This window comes from Streptomyces sp. NPDC026301 (assembly GCF_055567935.1).
This window is the reverse complement of record NZ_JBVHPN010000015.1, coordinates 77,697-101,829: the sequence shown is the minus strand read 5'-3', so window position 1 is coordinate 101,829 and position 24,133 is coordinate 77,697. Positions and strand designations below refer to the sequence as shown.

Sequence of the window (24,133 nt, the reverse complement as noted above, 5' to 3'; positions counted from 1 at the left end):
CCTGTTTATCGTCAGGCGGACGACTATGATCGCGGCATGCCTCCCTACGACCCGTCGGCCTTCCCCCCGTTCGCCGTCACCGTCGACCTGGTCGTGCTCACCGTGCGCAGGCACGCGTTGTGCGCGCTGGCCGTGCGCCGCGGTGAGCCACCGTTCCCGGGGCGGTGGGCCCTGCCCGGCGGATTCGTGCGGGCCGATGAGGACCTGGAGACCGCGGCGGCCAGGGAGCTCGCCGAGGAGACCGGCCTGCACGCCCACGGTCCGGCGGGCCCGCAGCCGTTCCCCGGTGCCCACCTCGAACAGCTCGCCACGTACGGAGACCCCAAGCGCGACCCGCGGATGCGGGTGGTCAGCGTGGCCCACCTGGTGCTCGCCCCCGACCTGCCGGCGCCGCGCGCGGGCGGCGATGCGCACAGCGCGCGCTGGGCCCCGGTCGAGACGCTCCTGGGGCAGGAGAACGGCCTCGCCCGCGACGGCGAACCGACCGCCTCACTGGCCTTCGACCACGCGCGCATTCTCGGGGACGGCGTGGAGCGCGCCCGCTCCAAGATCGAGTACTCCTCGCTCGCCACCGCGTTCTGCCCGCCGGAGTTCACGGTGGGGGAGCTGCGCCGGGTGTACGAGGCGGTCTGGGGCGTGGCCCTGGACCCGAGGAACTTCCACCGCAAGGTGACCGGCACGCCCGGATTCCTCGTCCCGACCGGTGGCACGACGACCCGTCAGGGCGGCCGCCCCGCACAGCTGTTCAGGGCGGGCGGCGCGACCCTCCTGAACCCACCGATGCTCCGCCCCGAGGTGTGACCCCGGGGCCCTGACGCCCTCCCGCCCGCGCTCGACTCGCCGGCCCCGGCCCCGGCTCCTTGGCCCGGAGCGGACGGCGTCCGCGCGCCGCGAGGACACGAGCAGCGCGGCGCACTCGGCATTACGGGCAAATAGGACATTGCGGGTTACCTTGGCGGGGTGAGTCCTTCAGTCCCCGCAGCACTCGCAACTGCCGCCGCCCTCGCCCCCGTGCCCCTCCGCGCTGCCACGCCCCTTCGCGCTCCTGCCGTCTCCCGAGCCGCAGTTCCCCACCGCGCTCCTGCCGCCCTCCGCGGGCCCGTTTCCGTTCCGGGGGCCGGCGCGGGGGCCGACGCGGAGGCCGATGCGGGGGCGCGTACCCGACGAGGCGCGCGATGATCCAGGCCGTCGGACTGACCAGCGAAGCCCGGCGCGGCCTGCCGCCGGCCGTGGACGACCTGACCTTCGAGGCGCCCGCCGGCGCGGTCACCGTCCTCCTCGGCGCCCGGGGCGCGGGCAAGACGACGGCCCTGCGCCTGATGCTGCGGCTGGAGCGCGGGCGGGGCATCACCCTCTTCCGCGGCCGCCCCCTGCACCGCCTGCCGAACCCGGCGCGGGAATTCGGCGTGCTGCTCGGCGACGTGCCCGGCCATCCCGCCCGTACGGCCCGCTCGCACCTGCGGATGCTCACCGCCGCGGCCGGAGTCTCCCCGGGCCGCGCCGAGGACGTCCTGGAGGCCGTCGGCCTCGGCGGCCTGGCGGAACAGCGCCTGGGCGAGTTCTCGCGCGGCATGGACCGTCGGCTGGGCATGGCGGCCGCCCTGCTCGGCGACCCGTACGCGCTGCTCCTCGACGAGCCGGACGACGGCCTGTCGCCGCGCGAGACGGCCTGGCTGTACGGCCTGCTGCGGGGGTTCGCCGAGCGCGGCGGCAGCGTGCTCGTCACGGCGTCCGACCCCAAGGCGGCCGCCCGGCTGGGCGACCGGATCGTCACGATCGAGGACGGCAGGCTGCTCGCCGACCAGGAGGCCGGGGACTTCGCGCACACGCGACTGCGGCCCCGCGTCAGCGTGCGGTCGCCGCACGCCGACCGGCTGGCGGCGCTCCTGGTCGACGAATGGCAGCGCGCCGACCCCGCGGTGGACCCGCGCGCGGAACAGCCGCTGGAGGTCGTACGGGAGAGCGGCAATCGCCTCGCCGTGTACGGGAGCAGCTGTGCCCTGGTGGGCGACACGGCCTTCCGGCACGGGATCCTGGTGCACCAGCTCGCGGACGAGACGGGGGACGCCAGGCCGGTCGTGCCGCTCAACCGGGCCGACGGCCGGGTGGCGGCGAGGCTGACGGCCGGTCATGGCGCGGTGGTGGCCGCGGAGCCGGCCAAGTCCGAGGCGGACACCGAGAAGGACGACGCCCGGTACGCCGGGGCGGCGCGCCGAGGACCCAACGAGCCGCGGGCGGAGTCGCGGGACGAGGACCGTACCGAGCCGCACACCGAGGACCGTACCGAGCCGCACGCCGAGGCAGGGGACGGGCAGCGTGCCGAGGCGCACGCCGACGCGTGGGGCGCCGGCGAAGAGCGCGCGCACGCCGGCGAACCGGTGCGCAAGGACGCCGGAGGGCACTGCGCCGTGGTCTCCGGCCCCGTCGCCACGGGGAACACGGGCCGGGCCGACGGCCTCCACGCGACAGGCCGGGTCGTCACCGTGTCTTCGTCCTCCCGGGCCCTTCCGCTCACGAAGGACCCCGACGGCGAACTCGCGTCCACCCTCGAACTCGCGCCCGTGCCCGCCGACGATGGGGTCAGTGGGGCGGCCGCGGCCGGCCCCACCGGCACCCCGCCCCATGGCACAGCGGTCCACCTCGCGGCCCCTCGTGCGCCGCGCACCTCCCCGCCCCCGCGCGGCAAGGTGCCGGCGGCTCAGCTGGTGCTGCCGCGGCTGTCCGCACCGGGGCCCGCCTGGCCGGTCCGTTATGAGCTGCGGCGAGCGGCCAGTGACCGTACGGGAATCGTCGTAGGCCTTCTCGTACTGGCGATCTCGCTCGTCCTGGCATGGGTACTGGCGCGCACCGGTGGCACACCGGCGACACGCGTACTGATGGGCTGGCCGGACCGGCTGCCGTTCCCGCCCGCCGCGGTGGGGGCGGGACTGATCGGCGCGCTCGCGTTCGGACAGGAGTTCCGGTACCCGGCGCTCGCGCCCGAACAGGGCTCCGTACCCCGCCGACTGCGGCTGCTGGGCGCCAAATTGCTGGTCAGCGCGGCGAGCGCGCTCGTGCTGGCGTCGGTCTCGCTCGTCATCGATGGCGTGCTCGTGGGCTACGTCTTCGGCGCGCAGGCGTTGCCCGCGGTCGCCGACTGGCCGCTGCTGTCGCTCGGTTGGGGCGCGCTGCTCATCGCGTCCGCATGGGCCGGCCTCCTGGCGGCGGGGATCTTCCGGTCGACGGCGATGGGGCTGGCGACAGTGCTGGCGGTGCCTGTCGCCGTGGTCCCGCTGATCCAGGGATTGTTGAGCGATCCGGCCGCCCGTTCGATGGTCGGCTTCCCTGCGCGGGTACGGACGACGGCCGCGGTCGACTGGCCGTCCGGCGTCGATCGGCTGACCGATGCCGCCTGGCGGCTGGCGGCGCACCCGGTGGCCGGCGCGATGACGCTGTCGCTCGCGGCCCTGTTCTGCGCGTACGCCCTGACCGCCCTGCGCGGAAGAACACGTTGAGGCCGCGAGCAGTCCAAGGGCGAACAGATCACGAGTCGAAGAGGCACGAGGCGAAGGGGTGAGGAGAGGAGCGAAAAACGGAGGAGCGGGGAGGCTGATGGTGAAGGTGAGGGAGAAGCGAAAGACGAGGTGAGCGGAGGGGCAAGAGCGGCGCGGTACTCATGAGGCTCCGGCGGCTTCCCACGTCCCACGCAGCGCGAACTGGCCAGAACTCCGCGTAATGCGTCTGCTTCCTTCCGATAAAGCGTCAATTGTAGGGTGATGGGCGATCACCCTTTCGTGTGCTTTTCACCAAAGACCTCAAGGCGCTCCGGCACGTCGCCGACAAAGGATGCGTGAGTACCCTTGCGCACACCATGATGACCGCGACTCGCCCCGCCGACACCGGCCTGACCGGCCCGGGCGAGCTCGACCGCTACCCCTACGCCGACGCCGTCGGCGGCGAGCGCACCGACCGTGTGGCTCCCGTGTGGGACGGCCACGAAAGCGAGATGGGCCGGGTCGGCCGTCGCGCCGCCGGCAGCCGTGGCCGTGGCCTGCACGGCCAACTCGTCCAGCAGCTCGGCCAGATGATCGTCTCCGGTGACCTCGGGGCCGACCGTCCACTCGTACCCGAAGAGATCGGCCAGCGCTTCGAGGTCTCCCGCACCGTCGTCCGCGAATCGCTGCGCGTCCTGGAGGCCAAGGGCCTGGTCAGCGCGCGCCCGAACGTCGGCACCCGAGTCCGCCCGGTCAGCGACTGGAACCTCCTCGACCCCGACATCATCGAGTGGCGGGCCTACGGCCCCCAGCGCGACGACCAGCGCCGCGAGCTGTGCGAGCTGCGCTGGACCATCGAGCCGCTCGCCGCGCGCCTCGCCGCGGGGCACGGCCGTGAGGACGTGCAGCAGCGCCTCGCCGACATGGTCGAGATCATGGGCCACTCCGCGGCCCAGGGCGACTCGCTGACCTTCGCCCGCGCGGACGCCGAGTTCCACTCGCTGCTCCTCCAGCTCACCGGCAACCGCATGCTGGAGCACCTCTCCGGCATCGTCTCCGCAGCGCTCCAGGTCTCCGGCGGCTCGCCCCTCGGCTGCGAGCACCCCGTCGAGACGTCCGTCGGCCAGCAGATGAAGATCGTCGACGCGATCGGCGCGGGCGACGCGGCGGGCGCCGAGGTCGCGATGCGTCAGCTCCTCGCGACCGGCGGTGAGGCCGGAGTGCCCGGCGGGAGTGGTGCGGCGGACCACGTGGTGCCCGCGCCCCGCGAGCACTGACCCCCCTGGAACCCACGTCACTCCCAGGCACCCCGCCCTGAAGAAACCGTACGCCGCACCCCTGCGCGACCGGCCGCCTCCCGGCGGCGGCGCACCCGCCTCCGCGAAGAGGGCGGCAAGGCGGCGCAGGCACCGTACGCACCCGTACGCGCACACCGAGGAACGCAACCCACGCGGTCGACGCAGCCGAGGCGGCGCATGCGGCCGACGCGGCAAGCGCGGCGAACACCGCGACGAAGCAACGCGGCGAACGCAAGGAAGAAGCAACGCAGCGAACGCAAGGCAGAGGACTCCGTACGTGCCGACGGGCCGTACGAGCCAGCGGGGCGGTCGCCGAGCCGCACGTCTCCGTGCGGGGCGGCCGCCTGCCCGGCCGTGTCCCTCGTGGCCGCCGAGGCTCCCTTCTCGCCTCCTTCTCTCCAGTACGCCCCCACATCGAGCAAAATGTGTCGTTATGGGGTGTGACTCGGGCCACGCGGATTGGGCGTAACGCTCTGCGGGGAAGCGCGATGACTTAAGAGGTGATAGCCGAGGAGGGAATACGGCGGCCGCTTGCGGCGCTGTCCCAACTCCCTGGTTGCCCCTGCGCCGTCGGCCCACCCCCGTCGACGGTCGTCGGCTCCGGTCCACAGTGGACGGAGCCGGAAGCCGTTTCCATCGTTCCGAGAGGTTGTTCGTGTCGGCCAGCACATCCCGTACGCTCCCGCCGGAGATCGCCGAGTCCGAGTCTGTGATGGCGCTCATCGAGCGGGGAAAGGCTGATGGGCAGATCGCCGGCGATGACGTGCGTCGGGCCTTCGAGGCTGACCAGATTCCGCCAACCCAGTGGAAGAACGTTCTGCGCAGCCTCAACCAGATCCTCGACGAGGAGGGTGTGACGCTGATGGTCAGTGCCGCAGAGGCGCCCAAGCGCACCCGCAAGAGCGTCGCAGCGAAGAGTCCGGCGAAGCGCACCGCCACCAAGACCGTCGCGGCCAAGGCCGCCGCGGTGAAGAAGACCACCGCGGCAGCGGCCGCGTCCGTCTCCCCGGCGTCGGACGGCCCGGGCGCCGAGGCGGAGCCCTCGCCGGCGAAGAAGGCGGCGGCCAAGAAGGTCACCGCGAAGAAGGCCACGGCCAAGAAGACGGCCGCCAAGAAGACCACGGCCAAGAAGACCAAGAAGGACGCGGTCGACGAGATCCTCGAAGAGGACACCGTCGAGGAGACCCCGGCGGCGCCGGGCAAGGGTGACGCCCCCGAGGCGGCCGAGGGCACCGAGGCCGCGGGCTTCGTGCTGTCGGACGACGACGAGGACGACGCCCCCGCGCAGCAGGTCGCCGCGGCCGGCGCCACCGCCGACCCGGTCAAGGACTACCTGAAGCAGATCGGCAAGGTCCCGCTGCTCAACGCCGAGCAGGAGGTCGAGCTCGCGAAGCGCATCGAGGCCGGCCTGTTCGCCGAGGACAAGCTGGCGAACGCCGACAAGCTCGCGCCGAAGCTGAAGCGTGAGCTGGAGATCATCGCCGAGGACGGCCGCCGCGCCAAGAACCACCTGCTGGAGGCCAACCTCCGCCTCGTGGTCTCGCTGGCCAAGCGCTACACCGGCCGCGGCATGCTCTTCCTGGACCTGATCCAGGAGGGCAACCTCGGTCTGATCCGTGCGGTCGAGAAGTTCGACTACACCAAGGGATACAAGTTCTCCACGTACGCGACGTGGTGGATCCGCCAGGCGATCACCCGCGCCATGGCCGACCAGGCCCGTACGATCCGTATCCCTGTCCACATGGTCGAGGTCATCAACAAGCTCGCCCGTGTGCAGCGCCAGATGCTCCAGGATCTGGGCCGCGAGCCCACTCCGGAGGAGCTGGCCAAGGAGCTCGACATGACCCCCGAGAAGGTCATCGAGGTCCAGAAGTACGGCCGCGAGCCCATCTCGCTGCACACCCCGCTGGGCGAGGACGGCGACAGCGAGTTCGGTGACCTCATCGAGGACTCCGAGGCCGTCGTGCCGGCCGACGCGGTCAGCTTCACTCTTCTGCAGGAACAGCTCCACTCGGTCCTTGACACGCTCTCCGAGCGCGAGGCGGGCGTCGTCTCGATGCGCTTCGGCCTCACCGACGGCCAGCCCAAGACGCTGGACGAGATCGGCAAGGTCTACGGCGTCACGCGTGAGCGTATCCGCCAGATCGAGTCCAAGACGATGTCCAAGCTGCGGCACCCCTCGCGTTCTCAGGTGCTGCGCGACTACCTGGACTGACGTCCCAGGTCAGCGGGCACGTGGGCCCGGTCACTCCGCTCGGGGAGTGGCCGGGCTCCGGCGTGTCCGGGGTGCGGCACTCGGCGGACTGACTCACTCTGGGTGTACGAAAGCTCCCCCAGAGTCAGGAGTCGGTATGGGCATCCGCACCCGCGCTGTCACCACGGTCCTCGCCGTCATCGCGCCGGCCGTCGCCGCACTCGGAGCGCCGGGACCAGCCGCCGCCGACAGCGTCATCGTCGGGGGACAGCAGGTACAGAGCTCTGCCAGCCCCTGGGTCGTCGCGCTGGCGAGCCGCGAGCGCTTCGGGGACGAACGCTCCGGGCAGTTCTGCGGTGGCGTCCTGGTGGGGCCCTCGACGGTGCTCACGGCGGCGCACTGTATGGGCAAGGACGTGCTGGGCGCGTCCCCGGACGCGGTGAAGGACCTGCGGGTGATCGTCGGGCGTACCGACCTGCGCGGCCGTGCCGGCAGGGAGATGGCGACGAGCAAGGTCTGGATCAACCCCGCGTACGACGCCACGACGAACGCGGGGGACTTCGCCATCGTGAAGCTGCGCGGGATGGCACCGAGCGACTACGCGCTGCCCATGGCCGGCCTGGGAGACCGCGCCTATCAGCCGGGCACGGGCGCCACGGTCTACGGCTGGGGCGACACGACCGGCAACGGTACGTATTCGTCGGTGCTGCGCGCGGCGCGGGTGCAGGTCATGCAGGATTCGGCCTGCAAACGTGCGTACCCGAAGAGCGTGGACGGCACGTACGACGGCGCCTCGATGCTCTGCGCGGGCACGCAGCAGGGCGGGCACGACGCCTGCCAGGGGGACAGCGGCGGACCGCTCGTGGCGAACGGGCGGCTCGTGGGGCTGGTCTCCTGGGGCACCGGCTGCGGTGAGCCGGGCAAGCCGGGCGTCTACACGCGGGTCTCGGCCGCCAAGCAGGCGGTGATGGCCCAGGGCGGCTGAGAGCGGCCGCGACGGGCGGCAGGGTCCATGGGGTGGGGGAGCGGCTCAAGAGCCGCGCAGCGCCCCGGGAAATCCTCTGAGGGGGCAGTGTCGGACGGGGCGTGCCGGTCCTCGTGACGGATCACGAAGGCCGGACGCCGAAGGGCGCACCGAGGTGAGTACGAGTGCGGGCGGTCTCCCCGGTGGGTACCGGGTGAAACCGCCCGCGCACGGCTCGTAGCCGCTACTCGCTCGTCGTCGGTGCGATGTGTCAGCGTTCCTCTTCGGACGCAGACGCCGGAGAGGCGGTCAGCCGCTCCGTCTCGTCCTGTATCTCCGCGGCGATCTTCTTGAGTTCTGGCTCGAACTTGCGCCCGTGGTGGGCGCAGAAGAGCAGTTCGCCGCCGGACATCAGGACGACGCGCAGGTAGGCCTGTGCGCCGCAGCGGTCAGCGGCCGTCAGCGGGCTCGCGGGGGTCAGAACAGTAGTCACGTCGCCTCTTCTCTAGCTCGACGAGCTGTCGTACCAGGGTCAACATCCAACCAGGCCGAAAACGTTCCCGCTCGTGGCTTTTCCTCGAAAATTTTTTTCCGAGGTGGCCGGGTGCTGCCGGGTGGCGGCGAATGAGCCGTATTGCGTGGTGGTCTGATTCAAGTTGTCGGTCGGGCTGTCCTCCCGGCTGGGTTGCCGGTCGTTGATGAGGACGTGCCCGGAGCCTAAATGGTTCATGCCTCGAAGGGAACGTGATGTTCACGTCACCCACACGAGGAATAGAACGTACGAACGAAACTCTACTAGCATGGGCCCGCTTACGGGTGGCGTCACGTCGGCTCTACCTGGCCTCGGTACCCTCTGACCGGCGACACCGCCACACACAGGGTCCGCGGAATGCGGACCACCAGAAATTCAGCGAGGAGCGAACCGCGTGACCGCCGAGATGTCCGTGCCGTCCACCGCCGTGCTGACCGGGGCAGACCGGGACGGATCCAACTACACCGCGCGGCATCTGCTCGTCCTGGAGGGCCTGGAGGCCGTCCGCAAGCGCCCCGGCATGTACATCGGGTCCACCGACAGCCGCGGCCTGATGCACTGCCTGTGGGAAATCATCGACAACTCCGTCGACGAGGCGCTGGGCGGCTACTGCGACCGCATCGACGTCGTCCTGCACGAGGACGGCTCCGTGGAGGTCCGGGACAACGGCCGCGGCATCCCCGTCGATGTCGAGCCCAAAACCGGCCTCAGCGGCGTCGAGGTCGTCATGACCAAGCTGCACGCCGGCGGTAAGTTCGGCGGCGGCTCCTACGCGGCCTCCGGCGGCCTGCACGGCGTCGGCGCGTCCGTGGTCAACGCCCTCTCCGCCCGCCTGGACGTCGAGGTCGACCGCAATTCCAAGACCCACTCCATCAGCTTCCGGCGCGGCGTCCCCGGCATCTTCACCGAGTCGGGCCCCGACGCCCCCTTCGACCCCACCGGCGGGCTCGTCAAGGGCAAGCGCATCCCGAAGACCCGCACGGGCACCCGGGTGCGCTACTGGGCGGACCGCCAGATCTTCCTGAAGGACGCCAAGCTCTCCCTGGAGAACCTGCACGCCCGCGCCCGCCAGACCGCCTTCCTCGTGCCCGGCCTCACGCTGGTCGTACGGGACGAGCGCGGCATCGAGAGCGAGGGCCCCAGCGAGGAGACCTTCCACTACGACGGCGGCATCAGCGAGTTCTGCGAGTACCTCGCGCAGGACAAGGCCGTCTGTGACGTGCTGCGCCTCTCGGGGCAGGGCACCTTCAAGGAGACCGTGCCGGTCCTGGACGACCGCGGGCACATGACGCCCACCGAGGTCACCCGCGAGCTGGGCGTGGACATCGCGCTGCGCTGGGGCACCGGGTACGACACGACCCTCAAGTCGTTCGTGAACATCATCGCCACCCCGAAGGGCGGCACCCACGTCAGCGGCTTCGAGCGCTCCGTGACCAAGACGGTCAACGAAGTGCTGCGCTCGGCCAAGCTGCTGCGCGTCGCCGAGGACGACATCGTCAAGGACGACGCCCTCGAAGGGCTCACGGCGGTCGTCACCGTACGGCTGGCCGAGCCCCAGTTCGAGGGCCAGACCAAGGAAGTACTGGGCACGTCGGCCGCCAACCGCATCGTCGCCAACGTGGTGGCCAAGGAGCTGAAGGCGTTCCTGACCTCCACCAAGCGCGACGCGAAGGCGCAGGCCCGCGCCGTACTGGACAAGGCCGTCGCGGCCGCCCGTACGCGCATCGCCGCCCGGCAGCACAAGGAGGCGCAGCGCAGGAAGACTGCGCTGGAGTCCTCCTCGCTGCCCGCCAAGCTCGCCGACTGCCGCAGCGACAACGTGGACCGCAGCGAACTGTTCATCGTGGAGGGCGACTCGGCGCTCGGTACGGCCAAGCTCGCGCGCAATTCCGAATTCCAGGCGCTGCTGCCGATCCGCGGAAAGATCCTGAACGTTCAGAAGTCGTCCGTCTCGGACATGCTGAAGAACGCCGAATGCGGCGCCATCATCCAGGTCATAGGGGCCGGTTCGGGCCGCACCTTCGACATCGACGCGGCCCGCTACGGCAAGGTCATCTTCCTCGCCGACGCCGATGTCGACGGCGCGCACATCCGTACGCTGCTGCTCACGCTCTTCCAGCGGTACATGCGCCCGATGATCGAACAGGGCCGGGTCTTCTCCGCCGTGCCGCCGCTGCACCGCGTGGAGCTGATCAACCCCAAGAAGGGCGTGGACAAGTACATCTACACGTACTCGGACAACGAACTGCGGCAGACCCTGCTGGAACTCCAGCGCAAGAACGTCCGTTTCAAGGACAGCATCCAGCGCTACAAGGGCCTGGGCGAGATGGACGCCGACCAGCTCGCCGAGACCACGATGGACCCGCGCCACCGCACCCTGCGCCGGATCAACATCAGCGACCTGGAGGCCGCCGAGAAGGCGTTCGACCTGCTCATGGGCAATGAGGTCGCGCCGCGCAAGGGGTTCATCACCGACTCCGCCGCGTCCCTGGACCGCTCGCGCATCGACACCTGATCGCCGCTGTCGTGCGAGGGCCGTCCACCCCTGGGTGTACGGCCCTCCGCGCATTTCCACCCGGAGCCCACCCGCGGGCCGATCCGCACGCCGCCGCGCCTTCCTAGCGTGGGGAGACGTCGAAACCGTCCCCGCAACCGGAGGCTCGAACCATGGGCGGCGTGCCCACCATCCTCGTCATCGCGGCGGTCGCCGCCCTCGTCATCGTCCGGCAGTTCAGCGCACGGAAGGTCGCCGCCGACCGCAGGAGCTGGTGGGTGCTGCCGGCCGTCCTGGTCTACGTCTCGGTCAGCCGGTCCGGCGGCGCGCTGCTGAGCGCCTCCCACCCCACCGCCTCCGCCGTCCTCCTGGGCGCCGGCGTCGCCGCCGGGCTCGCCACCGGAGCCGGCCTCGCCTGGACGATGCGCCTGTGGACCGACCAGGACGGCACCGTATGGGCCAAGGGCCGGGGCGTGACGGCCGCCGTCTGGGCCGCGGGCGTCGCCGTACGCCTCGGCCTCCTCGGCATCGGCGCGCTGCTCGGCGTCCATCTGAACGGCCAGGCCACCACCCTCACCGTCGCCGCCCTGTTGCTCGCCCAGTCCGGCGCGCTGGCCTGGAGGGCCGGGGTGCTCGGCCCGGCGTACCGTGTTGCTGCCCCCAGGTGACCCGCGAGGAACAGGAGCGTCCGTGCCGCTGCCGGTGCCGCTGAACTCCTGGACGCGCTGGCCGCTGCGCGAGGCCCTCTCCCGGGTGGGCACCAGCCCCGCGCGCCTCTGGCTCGGCCGGATCATCCGCGCCCTGGTGCTGGCCGCGCTGCTGTGGACCGCGTTCACCAGCCATCATCTGCGCGGCTGGGCGGCGGTCGCGGGAGCCGTCGGCATCCTCGCCGTCGGCGTCGCCTTCTGGGGCTTCTTCCGCGCCACGCTCCGGCACCTCCTGTGGCCCTCCGTCACCCTGCTGCTCCTCATGGAGGCCGGTGCCTTCGGCTTCCACGAGGCGGGGCTGCGGGTGCCCGCTGTCGTGCTGTGGTGCGCCTGCGCCGTCACGGCGCTGGAACGCCTGCCGCCGGCCGCCGCGATCCCCTGCACCGCCGCGGCCCTCGGCGCGTACGCCGTGCTCAACGGCGACGGGCTGTGGGCGACGGCGATCACCACCGCCGGGCTGGCCCTGGCCGGATACGTCCTGCGGCTGGACGCCGAGGCGCGCGGCAACGCCCAGCGCCTCCTCGCCCAGGAGCGCGCCGCCCGCGCCGCCGAGGCCGAGGCCCGTGCCGCCGAGGCCGAATCGGCGGCGCTGGCCGAGCGCGGCCGGATCGCCCGCGAGATCCACGACGTGCTCGCGCACAGCCTCAGCGCCCAGCTCGTACACCTGGAAGCCGCCCGTCTTCTCATCGAACGAAGCCCTGACCTGGAGGGTTCCCGCACCGAGGTACTCGAACGGGTGACGGCGGCCCGCAGGATGGCGCGCGAAGGGCTGGACGGCACCCGGGAGGCGCTGTCCGCGCTGCGGGGCGAGATGGGCCCCGTGGAGGACTTCCTGCGCGAGCTGGCCGCCACCGAGGGCGCGCGGCTGGACGTGGTGGGGGAGAGCCGCGCGCTGTCCCCGGAGGCAGGGCTCACGCTGCGCAGGGTCGCCCAAGAGGCGATGACCAACGTCCGCAAGCACGCCCCCGGGGCGCGCGTGGAGCTGCGCCTGGAGTACGCGGCGGGCGAGGTGGGGCTGCGGGTGCGCGACTCCGGTGGCCGCGGCGCGCCCGGTGACCTCGCGGCCAGCGGCTCCGGGTACGGTCTGCGGGGAATGCGGGAGCGCGCCGAACTGCTCGGCGGGACGCTGGAGTCCGGCCCGGGTGAGGAGGGATTCGTGGTGTGGCTGCGAGTACCGGCGTGAGCGCGCGCGTGGTGGTCGCCGACGACCAGACCGTGGTGCGCGAGGGCATCGTGATGCTTCTGGGACTGCTGCCGGGCATCGAGGTCGTCGGCTCGGCGGCCGACGGCGACGAAGCGGTCCGCATGACCGCCGAATTCGCTCCGGACGTCGTCCTGATGGACCTGCGGATGCCGCGCTGCGACGGGGTGGAGGCGACGCGCCGCATCCGGGAGCAGCACCCCGGCACCCAGGTCGTTGTGCTGACGACGTACGCCGACGACGAGTCCCTCTTCCCGGCCCTGCAGGCCGGCGCCCGTGGCTACCTCACGAAGGACGCCGACGGCGACGAGATCGTACGGGCCGTCGAGGACGTCATGTCCGGTCAGGCCGGGCTCTCGCCGCAGGTGCAGCGGCGGCTGCTGGAACGGTTCGCCGAGGCTCCGTCCGTACCGCGACCGAGTGCTGCGGCCGCTCCTCCGGAGCCGCCCGACGGCCTCACTGCCCGCGAGACCGAGGTGCTCGCCCTGGTCGCCGAGGGACTCTCCAACCCCGAGATCGCCCGCCGCCTGCACGTCTCCACCGCGACGGTGAAGACCCACATCAACAACCTCTTCGCCAAGGCCGGGCTCCGCGACCGGGCGCAGGCGATCCACTACGCGTACCGGCACGGGATCGCGCAGCCCCCGGGGTGACCCGGAAGGGTGACACCGCTCCTGTCAGCGCGCCACAAGGCCAGGAAACCTCCCGGTTGGTCCGTCACCTGATGGGGTGAAGGATTCGCAATGGATGTCCGGGAACCACCGCGTCTGTCCATCCTTGGGCGCACGGCCAGACAGGCCGCGGAACAAGGAGATGCCCGGTGGAGAAGCGCGACGGCCGCCCGGCCGGAGCCGTACGGCTCGACGACCCCTGGTACGACACCCTCGCCTCCGGACGGGGCGACCGGGGCGCGGCCGCACGGGAGGACGGCGGCGTGCCGGCGCAGCGGGCGGCCGGATGGGCGGACGCGGACGACACGGAGCGCGAGACGGCCGACGCCACGGCGGAGGACGGCCCCGACCTGTCGTGGCCGAGCCCCCCGGCGCAGCGCACGGACGTCCCCGGGGCGTCCGGCGACCCGGCGCACGAGGAGGTGTACCTCGCCGTCCAGCGCAGCGCCGCCTTCCAGGAAGTGCGCCGCCGCTACCGCAGCTTCGTCGTGCCCGCCACAGCCCTCTTCCTGACCTGGTACCTCGCGTACGTCATCGCGTCCGTCACCGCGCCCGGACTGATGGCCCGCCAGGTGATCGGCCCGCTCAACGTCGCCATGCTCGCCGGACTCGGCCAGTTCGCCACGACCTTCCTCCTCACCTGGGCGTACGCCCGCCACGCCCGGCTGCGCCGGGACCGGGCCGCGCTCGACCTGCGCTGGGAGACCCAGGACATGACAGGGGGCAACGTCCGTTGACCGGCCGCCCGTCCGCCCTCGCCGCCTCCGCGGCGCCCGATGACCACCACATCCTGGCCCTCGTCCTCTTCAGCGCCTTCGTGGCCGTGACCCTCGCGGTCACGGCCTGGGCCGGCCGCCGACGGCACGGTTCCGCAGAGGAGTTCTACGCCGGGGGCAGGCTCTTCTCGCCCATGGAGAACGGTTTCGCCATCGCCGGTGACTACATGTCGGCGGCGTCCTTCCTCGGCATCTCCGGCCTCATCGCCCTCTTCGGGTACGACGGCCTGCTGTACTCCGTGGGCTTCCTCGTCGCCTGGCTCCTCGTGCTTTTCCTCGTCGCCGAACTGGTGCGCAACTGCGGCCGCTTCACCCTCGCCGACGTGGTCGCCGCCCGTATGCGCCGCCGCCCCGTACGGATCGCCGCAGGCGTCTCCTCCGTCACCGTCTCCGTGCTCTACCTCGTCGCCCAGATGGTCGGTGCGGGCAGCCTGGTGGCCCTCCTGCTCGGCGGGACGAGCCAGGTGGCCCGTACGTGGACGGTCGTCGGCGTCGGCGCCCTGATGGTCTTCTACGTCATCTGCGGCGGCATGCGGGCCACGACCTGGATCCAGATCATCAAGGCCGTGCTCCTCATGGGCGGCGCCATCGCGCTGACCCTCCTCGTGCTGGTCCGTTTCCACGGGGACCTCGGCACGCTGCTCACCACCGCGGCGCGACAGAGCGGCCACGGCGCGGACTTCCTCGCCCCGGGCCTCAAGTACGGCGGCAGCTGGACCGCTCGGCTGGACTTCCTCAGCCTCGGGCTCGCGCTGGTCCTCGGTACCGCGGGCCTGCCGCACATCCTGTCGCGCTTCTACACCGTGCCCACCGCCCGCGCCGCCCGCCGCTCCGTGGTGTGGTCCATCGGGCTCATCGGCGGCTTCTACCTGATGACGATCGTGCTCGGCTTCGGAGCCGCGGCCGTGCTCGGGACCGGCGCGGTACGGGCCGCCAACCCGGCCGGCAACACCGCCGTACCGCTGCTCGCCCTCGACCTGGGAGGCGGCCCCGACTCCACTGGCGGAACGATCCTTTTCGCCGTGGTCGCGGCGGTCGCCTTCGCCACGATCCTCGCCGTCGTCGCGGGCATCACGCTCGCGTCTTCGGCGTCGGTCGCGCACGACCTGTACGGGGCGCTGCGGCGCAGCAGGCCTTCTTACGGGGGCACCGCGTCCTCGTACGGCGACGACGCGTCCTCCGAAGGGCGTGACGGCGCCTCCCGGGAGCGGGGCGCGGCCTTCGGGGAAGTCGCCGTCGCGCGGGCCGCGGCGGTCGGCGTCGGGGCGGCGGCCATCGGCCTCGGCCTGCTCGCCCAGGACCTCAACGTCGCCTTCCTCGTGGGACTGGCCTTCGCGGTCGCCGCCTCCGCCAACCTCCCCGTCCTGCTCTACTCCCTCTTCTGGCGCCGCTTCACCACCCGGGGCGCCGTCTGGTCCGTCTACGGAGGGCTGCTCCCGGCGATCGCTCTCGTGGTCCTCTCACCGGTCGTTTCCGGCAGCCCCACGGCGATCTTCCCCGGCCTGGACTTCCAGCTCTTCCCCCTGGAGAACCCGGGCCTGGTCTCCATCCCCCTGGGCTTCGCGCTCGGCTGGCTCGGCACCATCACCTCTCCGCAGGCCCCGGACGCCGCCGCCCGGCACGCGGAGACCGAGGTACGGGCGCTGACGGGCGCGGGGGCGGCGTGACGGCCGCACAGGCGGCGCAGCGGGCCCGGTCGGCTCAGACCCAGTCGTACCGATGCTCCGGCCGGCCCGTCTCGCCGTACCGCAGCGTCAGCTTGACCCGGCCGGCCCGCTCCAGCAGCTTCAGGTAGCGCTGTGCGGTCTGCCGGCTGAGGCCTGCCTGCCGGGCCACCTCCTGTGCCGACAGCGGGGTCTCGGCGGAGCGCAGGACGGACCGTACGCGGTCGGCCGTCGCCGTGGAGTGCCCCTTGGGCAGCTCGGCCGGACCGGCGTTGGCGGCCCCCAGCGCCCCGAAGATCCGGTCCACCTCGGACTGTTCGGCCTGCCCGCCGACCTCGAAGGTCCGCCGCAGCGCCGCATACCCCTCCAGCTTCGAACGCAGCCCGGCGAACGTGAACGGCTTCACCAGGTACTGGAGCGCGCCGTGCCGCATGGCGGCCCGTACGGTGGCGACGTCGCGGGCCGCCGTCACCATGATCACGTCCGTGTGCAGGCCGCGCTGCCGCAGCCGGGCCACGAGCTGCAGGCCCGTCTCGTCCGGGAGGTAGTGATCCAGCAGGACGAGATCGACGGCCGTGCTCTCCAGCACGGCCAGCGCCTCGGCGGCGGTGTGCGCCTGCGCGACGACCCGGAAACCGGCGATCTTCGTGACGTACGCGGCGTTGATCCCGGCCACCCGGACGTCGTCGTCGACGACGAGTACGTCGATCATCGCGCGCCTCCCAGGGGATCCGGCAGCGTTTCCCCGCTCCTGTCGGAGACATGCGTCTCGGACAGGGCGTCCGCGAGCGCGTCGGGGAGCGTCACGGTGAACCGTGCGCCGCCGCCCGGACGGTCGTCCACCTCGGCGCCGCCCCCGTAGCGCTCGGCCAGCCGTCGTACGAGGACCAGCCCGATACCGCGCTGCCCGTGTGCCGGCGGCTCCTTCGTCGTCCAGCCCTCCGTGAAGATCTCCTGGCGCCGCTCGCGCGGCACGCCGGGGCCGTTGTCGCTGACCCGCACGGTCGCCGTCCGGCCCTCGGCGCGCACCTCCACCTCGACCTGCCCGTCCCGTCCGCCGGCCGCCGCGTCCAGCGCGTTGTCGACCAGATTGCCGACGACCGTGACGAGGCCGTGCGGGTCGACCACCCGGTCCGGCAGCCGGGTCGCTGTCGCGATGCTCAGCGACACGCCGCGCTCGGCGGCCACGGTCGCCTTCCCCACCAGCAGCGCCGCCAGCAAGGGGTCGTGCACGCGCTCGGTGACCTGCTCGGCGGTCGCCCGGTGCACGCCGACCGCGTGCGTCACAAACTCCACCGCCTCCTCGTACAGCCCCAATTCCAGCAGCCCGAGGAGGGTGTGCAGCCGGTTCGCGTGTTCATGGTCCTGGGCGCGCAACGCGTCGATCAGCCCCCGCGTACCGTCCAGCTCGCGGCCCAGCCGCTCCAGCTCCGTACGGTCCCGCAGGGTGACCACGGCGCCGCCGTCGTCGGTCGGCATCCGGTTGGCCACCAGGACCCGCTGTCCGCTGACGGTGAGCAGGTCGGCGCCGGAGGCCCGGCCCGCCAGCACGTCCGTCGTCCGGCCCGGGGGCAGCACGGTGTCCAGGGGACGGCCGATGTCCTCCGCACGCAGGTCGAGCAGCCGCTGCGCCTCGTCGTTCAGCAGCCGGATGCGGCCGTGCCGGTCCAGCGCGACGAACCCCTCGCGGATGCCGTGCAGCATGGCCTCCCGCTCGGCGAGCAGCGCGGAGATGTCGGAGAAGGCCAGGTCATGGGTGCGGCGCTGGAGCCGGCGCGCGACGAGGTACGCGGCCAGCGCGCCCACGGCGAGCGCCCCGCCCGCGTACGCCAGCAGGTCGGGCACGGTCGACAGCAGCCGTTGCTGCACGCTCTCGTACGCGATGCCGACCGAGACGGCGCCGACGATGTGTCCGTGGTCGTCCCGCAGCGGGACCTTGCCCCGCGCCGAGCGGCCGAGGGTGCCCTCGTCGATCTGCATGACCTCCCGGCCGGAGAGGGCGGCACTGGGATCGGTGGAGACGTGCCGGCCGATCTCGCCCGGGTCGGTGTGCGACCAGCGCACGCCGTGCTCGTCCATGATCACGACGTACTCGGCGCCGGTCGCCCGCCGGATCCGCTCGGCGGCCGCCTGGACCGGGCCGCCGGCGGCGGGGCGGGACGCCTCCAGCGCCTCGTCCAGGCGCGGCTGGGCGGCGGTGGTCTGCGCGATGGCCAGGGCGCGGCGCATGGCCTGGTCGTCCAGCTGGGCGCTGAGCGGCGCGAGGAAGAGACCGGTCGCCAGCGCGGTCACGCCGGCGGCGATGGCCAGCTGCACGAGCAGGACCTGCGCGAACACGCGGCGCGGCCAGCGCAGCCGCAGTCGCGCCCGGCCGCCGCCGCGCGGCTCACCGGCCGCGCCGGGCCCGCTCGCCCTCTCCTCGCCCTTGTCGCCCATACGAACGAACAGTAAGCGGGACGACGGTGGCTCGGGTAATCACCGGGCCCGCGCGGTCGCCGACGGCCCCGCCGAAAGTTATCCACAGGCCCGCCACGGCCGGGCGGAATCGCTCTAATCTTCAGTCGTGGTCACGGAACGTGACGATCGTGTGACGGCGATGGCGGGGGTGAGGGCAGTGATGTCTGTGACGGACATGAGTGCGGGAGGAATGGCGGAGGCTCCGCAGCTGGCCGGGGTGGCGGTGTCGCCGGCGCGCTGCTCGACGGTGACGCGCCAGACGCGGCCGTCGGCGTGGGCGAGCGTGAGGACCCAGAAAGGAGGCGTTCCTTCGCCGGAGGAGCGGGCCTCGATCCCGGTGACGTCGAGGGCGTCGGCGCGGTCCTCGCCGATCAGATCGCGGACGGCGAGGTCGGCGGCCTGCGCCGGGCGGTCCCAGGTGGAACGGCCGCGGCAGTGGTCGGTGACGACCCGGCCCTCGCGCGCCGCGACGACGGCGTCCTTGACGAGCGGCGCCGCTGCCCGGCCGTACGCGTATCCGTACGGCAGCACGAAGAGCGTGGGGGAGAAGCGATGACCACCGATGTGCGTGACCTCCCACGCCTCCATGCCGTCCGCCGCCAGCTCCGCGGCGAGCGGCCGGCCCAGTACGGCACAGCAGCGGTCGCGCTTTCCGTTGGTGCACACGAGGACCGGCGGCGGGCCGGTGTACGGCTCCCAGAGATCGCCGTGCGCACCCGCGCCCAGCGCCGCGAAGTCCAGGTCGAGAAGCGTGCCGGGGTCGGCGATCCGTGCCGTACGGATCCAGGAGCGGCCGGGGGCGGTGTGCGCGAGGAAGACCCGGCGCGGCGTGCTCGCCCCGCGGTCGGCGTGCCGGCCGGGGCGGCGGATCAGGGCGACGCGTACACCGGTGTCCGCGGCGGCGGCCTCCAGGGCGCGGCCGACGGCCGGGTCGAGGTGGCTGTCGGTGAGCGCCTTGGCACCCCAGGGGCCGCTCTGCTCGACGAGCAGCCAGGTCCGGGCGGTGGCCGCCGTACCGGCCAGGGGTTCGGCCGCCATGCGGGAAGCGGTTGCACAGGTACTCACATAGGCGACCCTAACCTGCGGGCTGCGACGCCGACGGGCAGCGGGCCGGCAATGGCCGGTCCTCGCCGGGGCGCTTCGGGTTGGCCCCGTCACCGGTCTCCTGCCGGGCGGTGTCTTGCCGGGCATCCAGCGGGCGGAGCCGATACTGGCCGCGCATCCGGGGAGGGCCGGCGCGCCTCGGGAGCGGGGCGCGGCTTGGGCGCCTCGGGATCGGGACGTGGCTCGGGAGCGGGACGTGGCTCGGCACCCGGACGTGGCTCGGGAGCGGGGCATGGCTCGGGAGCCGGACATGGCGCCAATATCCTGGAGCGGGCGACGGGCCTGAAGATCGTCCAGGTCCTCCGGGCAGCAATGCGCTCCGCAGCGACCGCTGCCTGCCGGGTCCGTGCCCGCCACGCTCGATCGACGTACGCCGCGGCCGAAGCCGGCAGGCGTACGCGGACCGACCGGACACGCTGGAGGCGCCCCCTTGACCAGTACGCAGCACCCGGCCACTCCTGGCCCGGCCACTCCTGCCGCGGCCACCCGTGCCCCGGATGCCCGGGAACAGGAGATTGTCCGAGAGGCGGCGGGCCCGGGGACGGGCCCGGGGCCGGGCTCGGACCCGGCTCCGACCGCCGGGGACTCCGTGCCGCGGCAGATCCCGGTCGTCGTGCTCGCCGGGTTCCTCGGGTCCGGCAAGACCACCCTGCTCAATCACCTGCTGAGCCGGAGCGGCGGCACCCGGATCGGCGCGGTCGTCAACGACTTCGGGGCGATCGAGATCGACGCGATGCTGGTCGCGGGCCAGGTCGACTCGATGGTGTCGTTGGGGAACGGCTGCCTGTGCTGCGCGGTCGACACGAGCGAGCTGGACACGTATCTGGAGCGGCTGGCGCGCCCGTCCTCCCATATCGACGTCATCGTCATCGAAGCCAGTGGCCTGGCCGAGCCGCAGGAACTGATCCGGATGATCCTCGCGAGCGAGAGCGACCGGATCGTGTACGGCGGGCTGGTCGAGGTGGTCGACGCGGCGGAGTTCGAGGGCACGCGCGCTCGCCACCCGGAGCTGGACCGGCACCTGGCCATCGCGGACCTGGTGGTCCTCAACAAGGCCGACCGGATCGGCGACGCCCGGCGAGCGGAGCTGCTGGGCACCCTCGGCGAGCTGGCGCCCGGTACGCCTGTCGTGCCCGCGGCGTACGGACGCATCGACCCGGAGCTGCTCTTCGAGCGCCGGCCCCGGGAAGGCGTGGCCGAGGGACAGCTGTCCTTCGAGGACCTGCTCAGGGAGGAGGTCGAGCACGAGGAACACGACGAGAACGACGAGCACGAGGAGAACGAGGAGTGTGCGGCGCACGGAGGGAGTGCCGGTGACGGGAGCTGTGACGGACACGCACACGGACGCGGACACGGGAACCGACGTCACCTGCACGCCGGTTACGACACCGTGGAGTTCACCTCGGCCGAGCCGATGCACCCGCGGCGGTTGATGGAGTTCCTGGACGCGCGGCCTGCCGGGCTGTACCGCATCAAGGGGTTCGTGCACTTCGGGGTGGCGGGGAGCGGGCAGAAGTTCACCGTGCACGCGGTGGGTGGTTTTCTGCGGTTCTATCCCGGGGCGTGGGCCGAGGGGGAGGAGCGGCTGACGCAGCTCGTGCTCATCGGGTCCGGTATCGACGCTCCGGCGCTGCGGAAGGAGCTGGACGCCTGCCGCGACACCGCGCCCGAGGAGACCGACCCGCACACGATGTGGGGAGTGCTGCGGTACGTACCGTCGTCCGCTTCCGATGAGGAACCGGACACGACGGAGGAGGACGAGACCTTCGCAGGGGCGCACATGAAGGACGCGTAAGCGACACCCCTGGGGCCCCCGGGCCCGGCGCCGCACGCCACCGAAAGCCTCGGCACCGCACGCCACCGAAGTGACGTACGGCGCCGAGAACCGAGCCAGGGGCGGGGCGGACGTCCCTACACCGGCCCCGCCAGCGTGGCCACCTTCTTCGTGAGCGGGACGCCCGAGCCGTCGCGGCGCGGGTCCGGGTCCGGGAGCGGCACCGGGCTGCCCTTGGCGTCCGCGGCGCGGGCCGGGGCGGCGCCGGCCCAGGCCAGGGTGAGATGGTCCTCGCCCTTCAGGAAGCGCTGGCAGCGGACGCCGCCGGTCGCCCGGCCCTTGCGCGGGTACTGGTCGAAGGGGGTGAGCTTGGCAGTACTGATGGAGTCGTCCAGCGTGCCGTGGGAGCCGGAGACGGTGAAGACCACCGCGTCGGCGGCCGGGTCGACGGCGGTGAAGGAGATGACCTTCGCGCCCTCGGCGAGCTTGATGCCGGCCATGCCGCCGGCGGCGCGGCCCTGCGGACGTACCTGCGCGGCCGGGTAACGGAGCAGTTGGGCCTCGTCGCTGATGAAGACCAGGTCCTCCTCGCCGGTGCGCAGCTCGACGGCGCCGACGACGCGGTCGCCGTCCCGGAGGGAGATGACCTCCAACTCCTCCTTGTTCGCCGGGTAGTCCGGCACCACTCTCTTGACCACGCCCTGTTCCGTACCGAGGGCGAGGCCGGGTGAGGATTCGTCGAGGGTGGTCAGGCAGACCAGCTCCTCGCCGTCGTCGAGGGTGAGGAACTCGGAGATCTTCGCGCCGCCGGACAGGCTGGGTGTGGCGGCCGTCTCCGGCAACTGCGGCAGGTCGATCACCGACAGGCGCAGCAGCCGCCCGGCGGAGGTGACCGCGCCGACCTCGGCGCGGGCCGTGGCCGGGACGGCGGAGACGATGACGTCGTGCTTGGCACGCTTGGCGTCGGTGTCGAAGGAGCCCTCGCCGCCCGCCGTACGCGCCAGCAGCCCCGTGGAGGACAGCAGGACGCGGCAGGGGTCGTCGGCGACCTCCAGCGGCACCGCGGCGGCAGCGGCCGCGCCGGAGGACTCCAGCAGGACCGTGCGGCGCTCGGTGCCGTACTTCTTGGCGACCGAGGCCAGTTCGGAGGAGACCAGCTTGCGCAGCTCGGCGTCGGAATCGAGGATCTTGGTCAGCTTCTCGATGTCGGCGCGGAGGGTGTCGCGCTCGGACTCCAGCTCGATGCGGTCGAACTTGGTGAGACGGCGCAGCGGGGTGTCGAGGATGTACTGCGTCTGGATGTCGCTCAGCCCGAAGCGCTCGATCAGCCGCTGCTTGGCCTCCGCGCTGTTCTCGCTGGAGCGGATGAGGCGGATGACCTCGTCGATGTCGATCAGCGCGGTGAGCAGGCCCTCGACGAGGTGGAGGCGGTCGCGCTTCTTGCTGCGGCGGAACTCGCTGCGCCGCCGTACGACGGTGAAGCGGTGGTCGACGTAGACCTCCAGGAGCTCCTTCAGGCCCAGCGTCAGCGGCTGGCCGTCGACCAGCGCGACGTTGTTGATGCCGAAGGACTCCTCCATGGGAGTGAGCTTGTAGAGCGTCTCGAGGACGGCTTCGGGGTGGAAGCCGTTCTTGATCTCGATGACCAGGCGGAGGCCGTGCTCGCGGTCGGTGAGGTCCTTGACGTCCGCGATGCCCTGCAGCTTCTTCGAGCCGACCAGGTCCTTGATCTTGGAGATGACCTTCTCGGGGCCGACCGTGAAGGGCAGTTCGGTGACGACCAGGCCCTTGCGGCGCGGCGTGACGTTCTCCACCGCGACGGTGGCGCGGATCTTGAAGCTGCCGCGGCCCTTCTCGTACGCGTCCCGGACGCCGGAGAGGCCGACGATGCGGCCGCCCGTGGGCAGGTCGGGGCCCGGGACGTACCGCATCAGCGTTTCGAGGTCGGCGTTCGGGTGCTTGATGAGGTGCCGGGCGGCGGCGATGACCTCGCCGAGGTTGTGCGGCGGCATGTTCGTCGCCATGCCGACGGCGATGCCGGAGGCGCCGTTGACGAGGAGGTTCGGATACGCCGCCGGGAGGGCGACGGGCTCCTGCTCCTGGCCGTCGTAGTTCGGTTGGAAGTCGACGGTGTCCTCGTCGATGGACTCCGTCATCAGCGACGTCGCGGAGTCCATCCGGCACTCGGTGTACCGCATGGCCGCCGGCGGGTCGTCGTTCCCCAGCGAACCGAAGTTGCCGTGGCCGTCGACCAGCGGCAGCCGCATGGAGAAGGGCTGCGCCATGCGCACCAGCGCGTCGTAGATGGACGCGTCGCCGTGCGGGTGGAGCTTACCCATGACCTCGCCGACGACGCGGGCGCACTTCACGTATCCGCGGTCGGGGCGCAGGCCCATCTCGTTCATTTGGTACAGGATGCGGCGGTGTACGGGCTTGAGGCCGTCGCGTGCGTCGGGCAGGGCGCGCGAGTAGATGACCGAATACGCGTACTCCAGGAAGGAACCCTGCATCTCATCGACGACGTCGATGTCGAGGATCCGCTCCTCGAAGTCCTGGGGCTCCGGTGTGCCCCCTGACGGCGGGGTCTTCGTGCTGCGGCGGGCCATCGCGGCTGCGGCTCCTTCGCTCGAACTCTGCTTCGCTTACGGCTACGGCGTCTGCTGGACCGGCAGGTCGGCGCGGTGCTCGCGTCCCCTGCCGGGGCAGGCCCGACGGCTGAGTCTGCCGGGATCTGCCGTGCTCCGGCGCGCTCAACGGCCGAACCTGTCGCGGACCATTGTGGACCGCCGCACTGACATCGCCGACCGCGACCCGTCCGTAGCGC

17 protein-coding genes are annotated in these 24,133 nt (G+C 72.2%); 12 read left to right on the top strand and 5 right to left on the bottom strand.

Annotated elements, in window-relative coordinates; all coding sequences use genetic code 11:
* Nucleotides 1–36 precede the first annotated feature (36 nt).
* From ACZ4MH_RS25395 to ACZ4MH_RS25375, 5 genes are all read left to right on the top strand, one after another.
* The gene (locus ACZ4MH_RS25395; protein WP_351600444.1) at nucleotides 37–801 is read left to right on the top strand and encodes an NUDIX hydrolase; all 765 of its coding nucleotides are present in this window, start codon (nucleotides 37–39) and stop codon (nucleotides 799–801) included.
* Between the two features lie 374 nt (nucleotides 802–1,175).
* A complete protein-coding gene (locus ACZ4MH_RS25390; RefSeq protein WP_351600446.1) occupies nucleotides 1,176–3,494 on the top strand; it encodes an ATP-binding cassette domain-containing protein in 2,319 nt (772 codons plus the stop codon).
* A 281-nt stretch (nucleotides 3,495–3,775) separates the two neighbouring features.
* Nucleotides 3,776–4,750, top strand: coding sequence for a FadR/GntR family transcriptional regulator (locus ACZ4MH_RS25385; protein ID WP_351600448.1), 975 nt, complete (start codon nucleotides 3,776–3,778; stop codon nucleotides 4,748–4,750).
* 676 nt (nucleotides 4,751–5,426) lie between these two features.
* Nucleotides 5,427–6,986, top strand: coding sequence for an RNA polymerase sigma factor (locus ACZ4MH_RS25380; RefSeq protein ID WP_351600450.1), 1,560 nt, complete (start codon nucleotides 5,427–5,429; stop codon nucleotides 6,984–6,986).
* A 136-nt stretch (nucleotides 6,987–7,122) separates the two neighbouring features.
* On the top strand, nucleotides 7,123–7,950 hold the full coding sequence (locus ACZ4MH_RS25375; RefSeq protein ID WP_351600452.1) for a S1 family serine peptidase: 828 nt from the start codon (nucleotides 7,123–7,125) through the stop codon (nucleotides 7,948–7,950).
* Between the two features lie 250 nt (nucleotides 7,951–8,200).
* Here the strand turns inward: ACZ4MH_RS25375 and ACZ4MH_RS25370 are convergent, their stop codons facing one another.
* Nucleotides 8,201–8,422 carry a DUF7455 domain-containing protein gene (locus tag ACZ4MH_RS25370; RefSeq protein ID WP_467754697.1) on the bottom strand — a complete coding sequence of 74 codons (222 nt, stop codon included), beginning with the start codon at nucleotides 8,420–8,422 and terminating at the stop codon, nucleotides 8,201–8,203.
* A gap of 433 nt (nucleotides 8,423–8,855) precedes the next feature.
* On the opposite strand from ACZ4MH_RS25370, the gene ACZ4MH_RS25365 reads away from it, so the two are divergent.
* From ACZ4MH_RS25365 to ACZ4MH_RS25340, 6 genes are all read left to right on the top strand, one after another.
* Nucleotides 8,856–10,976, top strand: coding sequence for a DNA gyrase/topoisomerase IV subunit B (locus tag ACZ4MH_RS25365; RefSeq protein ID WP_351600455.1), 2,121 nt, complete (start codon nucleotides 8,856–8,858; stop codon nucleotides 10,974–10,976).
* Between the two features lie 152 nt (nucleotides 10,977–11,128).
* Entirely contained in the window at nucleotides 11,129–11,623 is a 495-nt protein-coding gene (locus ACZ4MH_RS25360) for a DUF1453 domain-containing protein (protein WP_351600457.1), read from the top strand.
* A gap of 34 nt (nucleotides 11,624–11,657) precedes the next feature.
* On the top strand, nucleotides 11,658–12,845 hold the full coding sequence (locus ACZ4MH_RS25355; protein WP_467754709.1) for a histidine kinase: 1,188 nt from the start codon (nucleotides 11,658–11,660) through the stop codon (nucleotides 12,843–12,845).
* Nucleotides 12,824–13,516, top strand: coding sequence for a response regulator transcription factor (locus ACZ4MH_RS25350; protein ID WP_351591344.1), 693 nt, complete (start codon nucleotides 12,824–12,826; stop codon nucleotides 13,514–13,516). Before ACZ4MH_RS25355 ends, ACZ4MH_RS25350 begins: the two co-directional genes overlap by 22 nt.
* A 167-nt stretch (nucleotides 13,517–13,683) precedes the next feature.
* Nucleotides 13,684–14,271, top strand: coding sequence for a DUF485 domain-containing protein (locus ACZ4MH_RS25345; RefSeq protein WP_351591341.1), 588 nt, complete (start codon nucleotides 13,684–13,686; stop codon nucleotides 14,269–14,271).
* Entirely contained in the window at nucleotides 14,268–15,977 is a 1,710-nt protein-coding gene (locus ACZ4MH_RS25340) for a solute symporter family protein (RefSeq protein WP_467754696.1), read from the top strand. Before ACZ4MH_RS25345 ends, ACZ4MH_RS25340 begins: the two co-directional genes overlap by 4 nt.
* Before the next feature lie 34 nt (nucleotides 15,978–16,011).
* Here the strand turns inward: ACZ4MH_RS25340 and ACZ4MH_RS25335 are convergent, their stop codons facing one another.
* The 3 genes from ACZ4MH_RS25335 to ACZ4MH_RS25325 form a co-directional block, all read right to left on the bottom strand.
* Entirely contained in the window at nucleotides 16,012–16,686 is a 675-nt protein-coding gene (locus ACZ4MH_RS25335) for a DUF7342 family protein (protein ID WP_351591338.1), read from the bottom strand.
* Nucleotides 16,683–18,410: a sensor histidine kinase gene (locus ACZ4MH_RS25330; RefSeq protein WP_351591335.1), complete on the bottom strand. Its 1,728-nt coding sequence runs from the start codon at nucleotides 18,408–18,410 to the stop codon at nucleotides 16,683–16,685. The genes ACZ4MH_RS25335 and ACZ4MH_RS25330 overlap by 4 nt, the downstream gene beginning before the upstream one ends.
* 114 nt (nucleotides 18,411–18,524) lie before the next feature.
* The gene (locus tag ACZ4MH_RS25325; protein WP_351591332.1) at nucleotides 18,525–19,496 is read right to left on the bottom strand and encodes a sucrase ferredoxin; all 972 of its coding nucleotides are present in this window, start codon (nucleotides 19,494–19,496) and stop codon (nucleotides 18,525–18,527) included.
* Between the two features lie 628 nt (nucleotides 19,497–20,124).
* Between ACZ4MH_RS25325 and ACZ4MH_RS25320 the strand changes: the two genes are divergently transcribed.
* The gene (locus ACZ4MH_RS25320; protein WP_351591329.1) at nucleotides 20,125–21,330 is read left to right on the top strand and encodes a CobW family GTP-binding protein; all 1,206 of its coding nucleotides are present in this window, start codon (nucleotides 20,125–20,127) and stop codon (nucleotides 21,328–21,330) included.
* A gap of 116 nt (nucleotides 21,331–21,446) precedes the next feature.
* Here the strand turns inward: ACZ4MH_RS25320 and ACZ4MH_RS25315 are convergent, their stop codons facing one another.
* Entirely contained in the window at nucleotides 21,447–23,915 is a 2,469-nt protein-coding gene (locus ACZ4MH_RS25315) for a DNA gyrase/topoisomerase IV subunit A (protein WP_351591326.1), read from the bottom strand.
* Nucleotides 23,916–24,133: the final 218 nt, after the last annotated feature.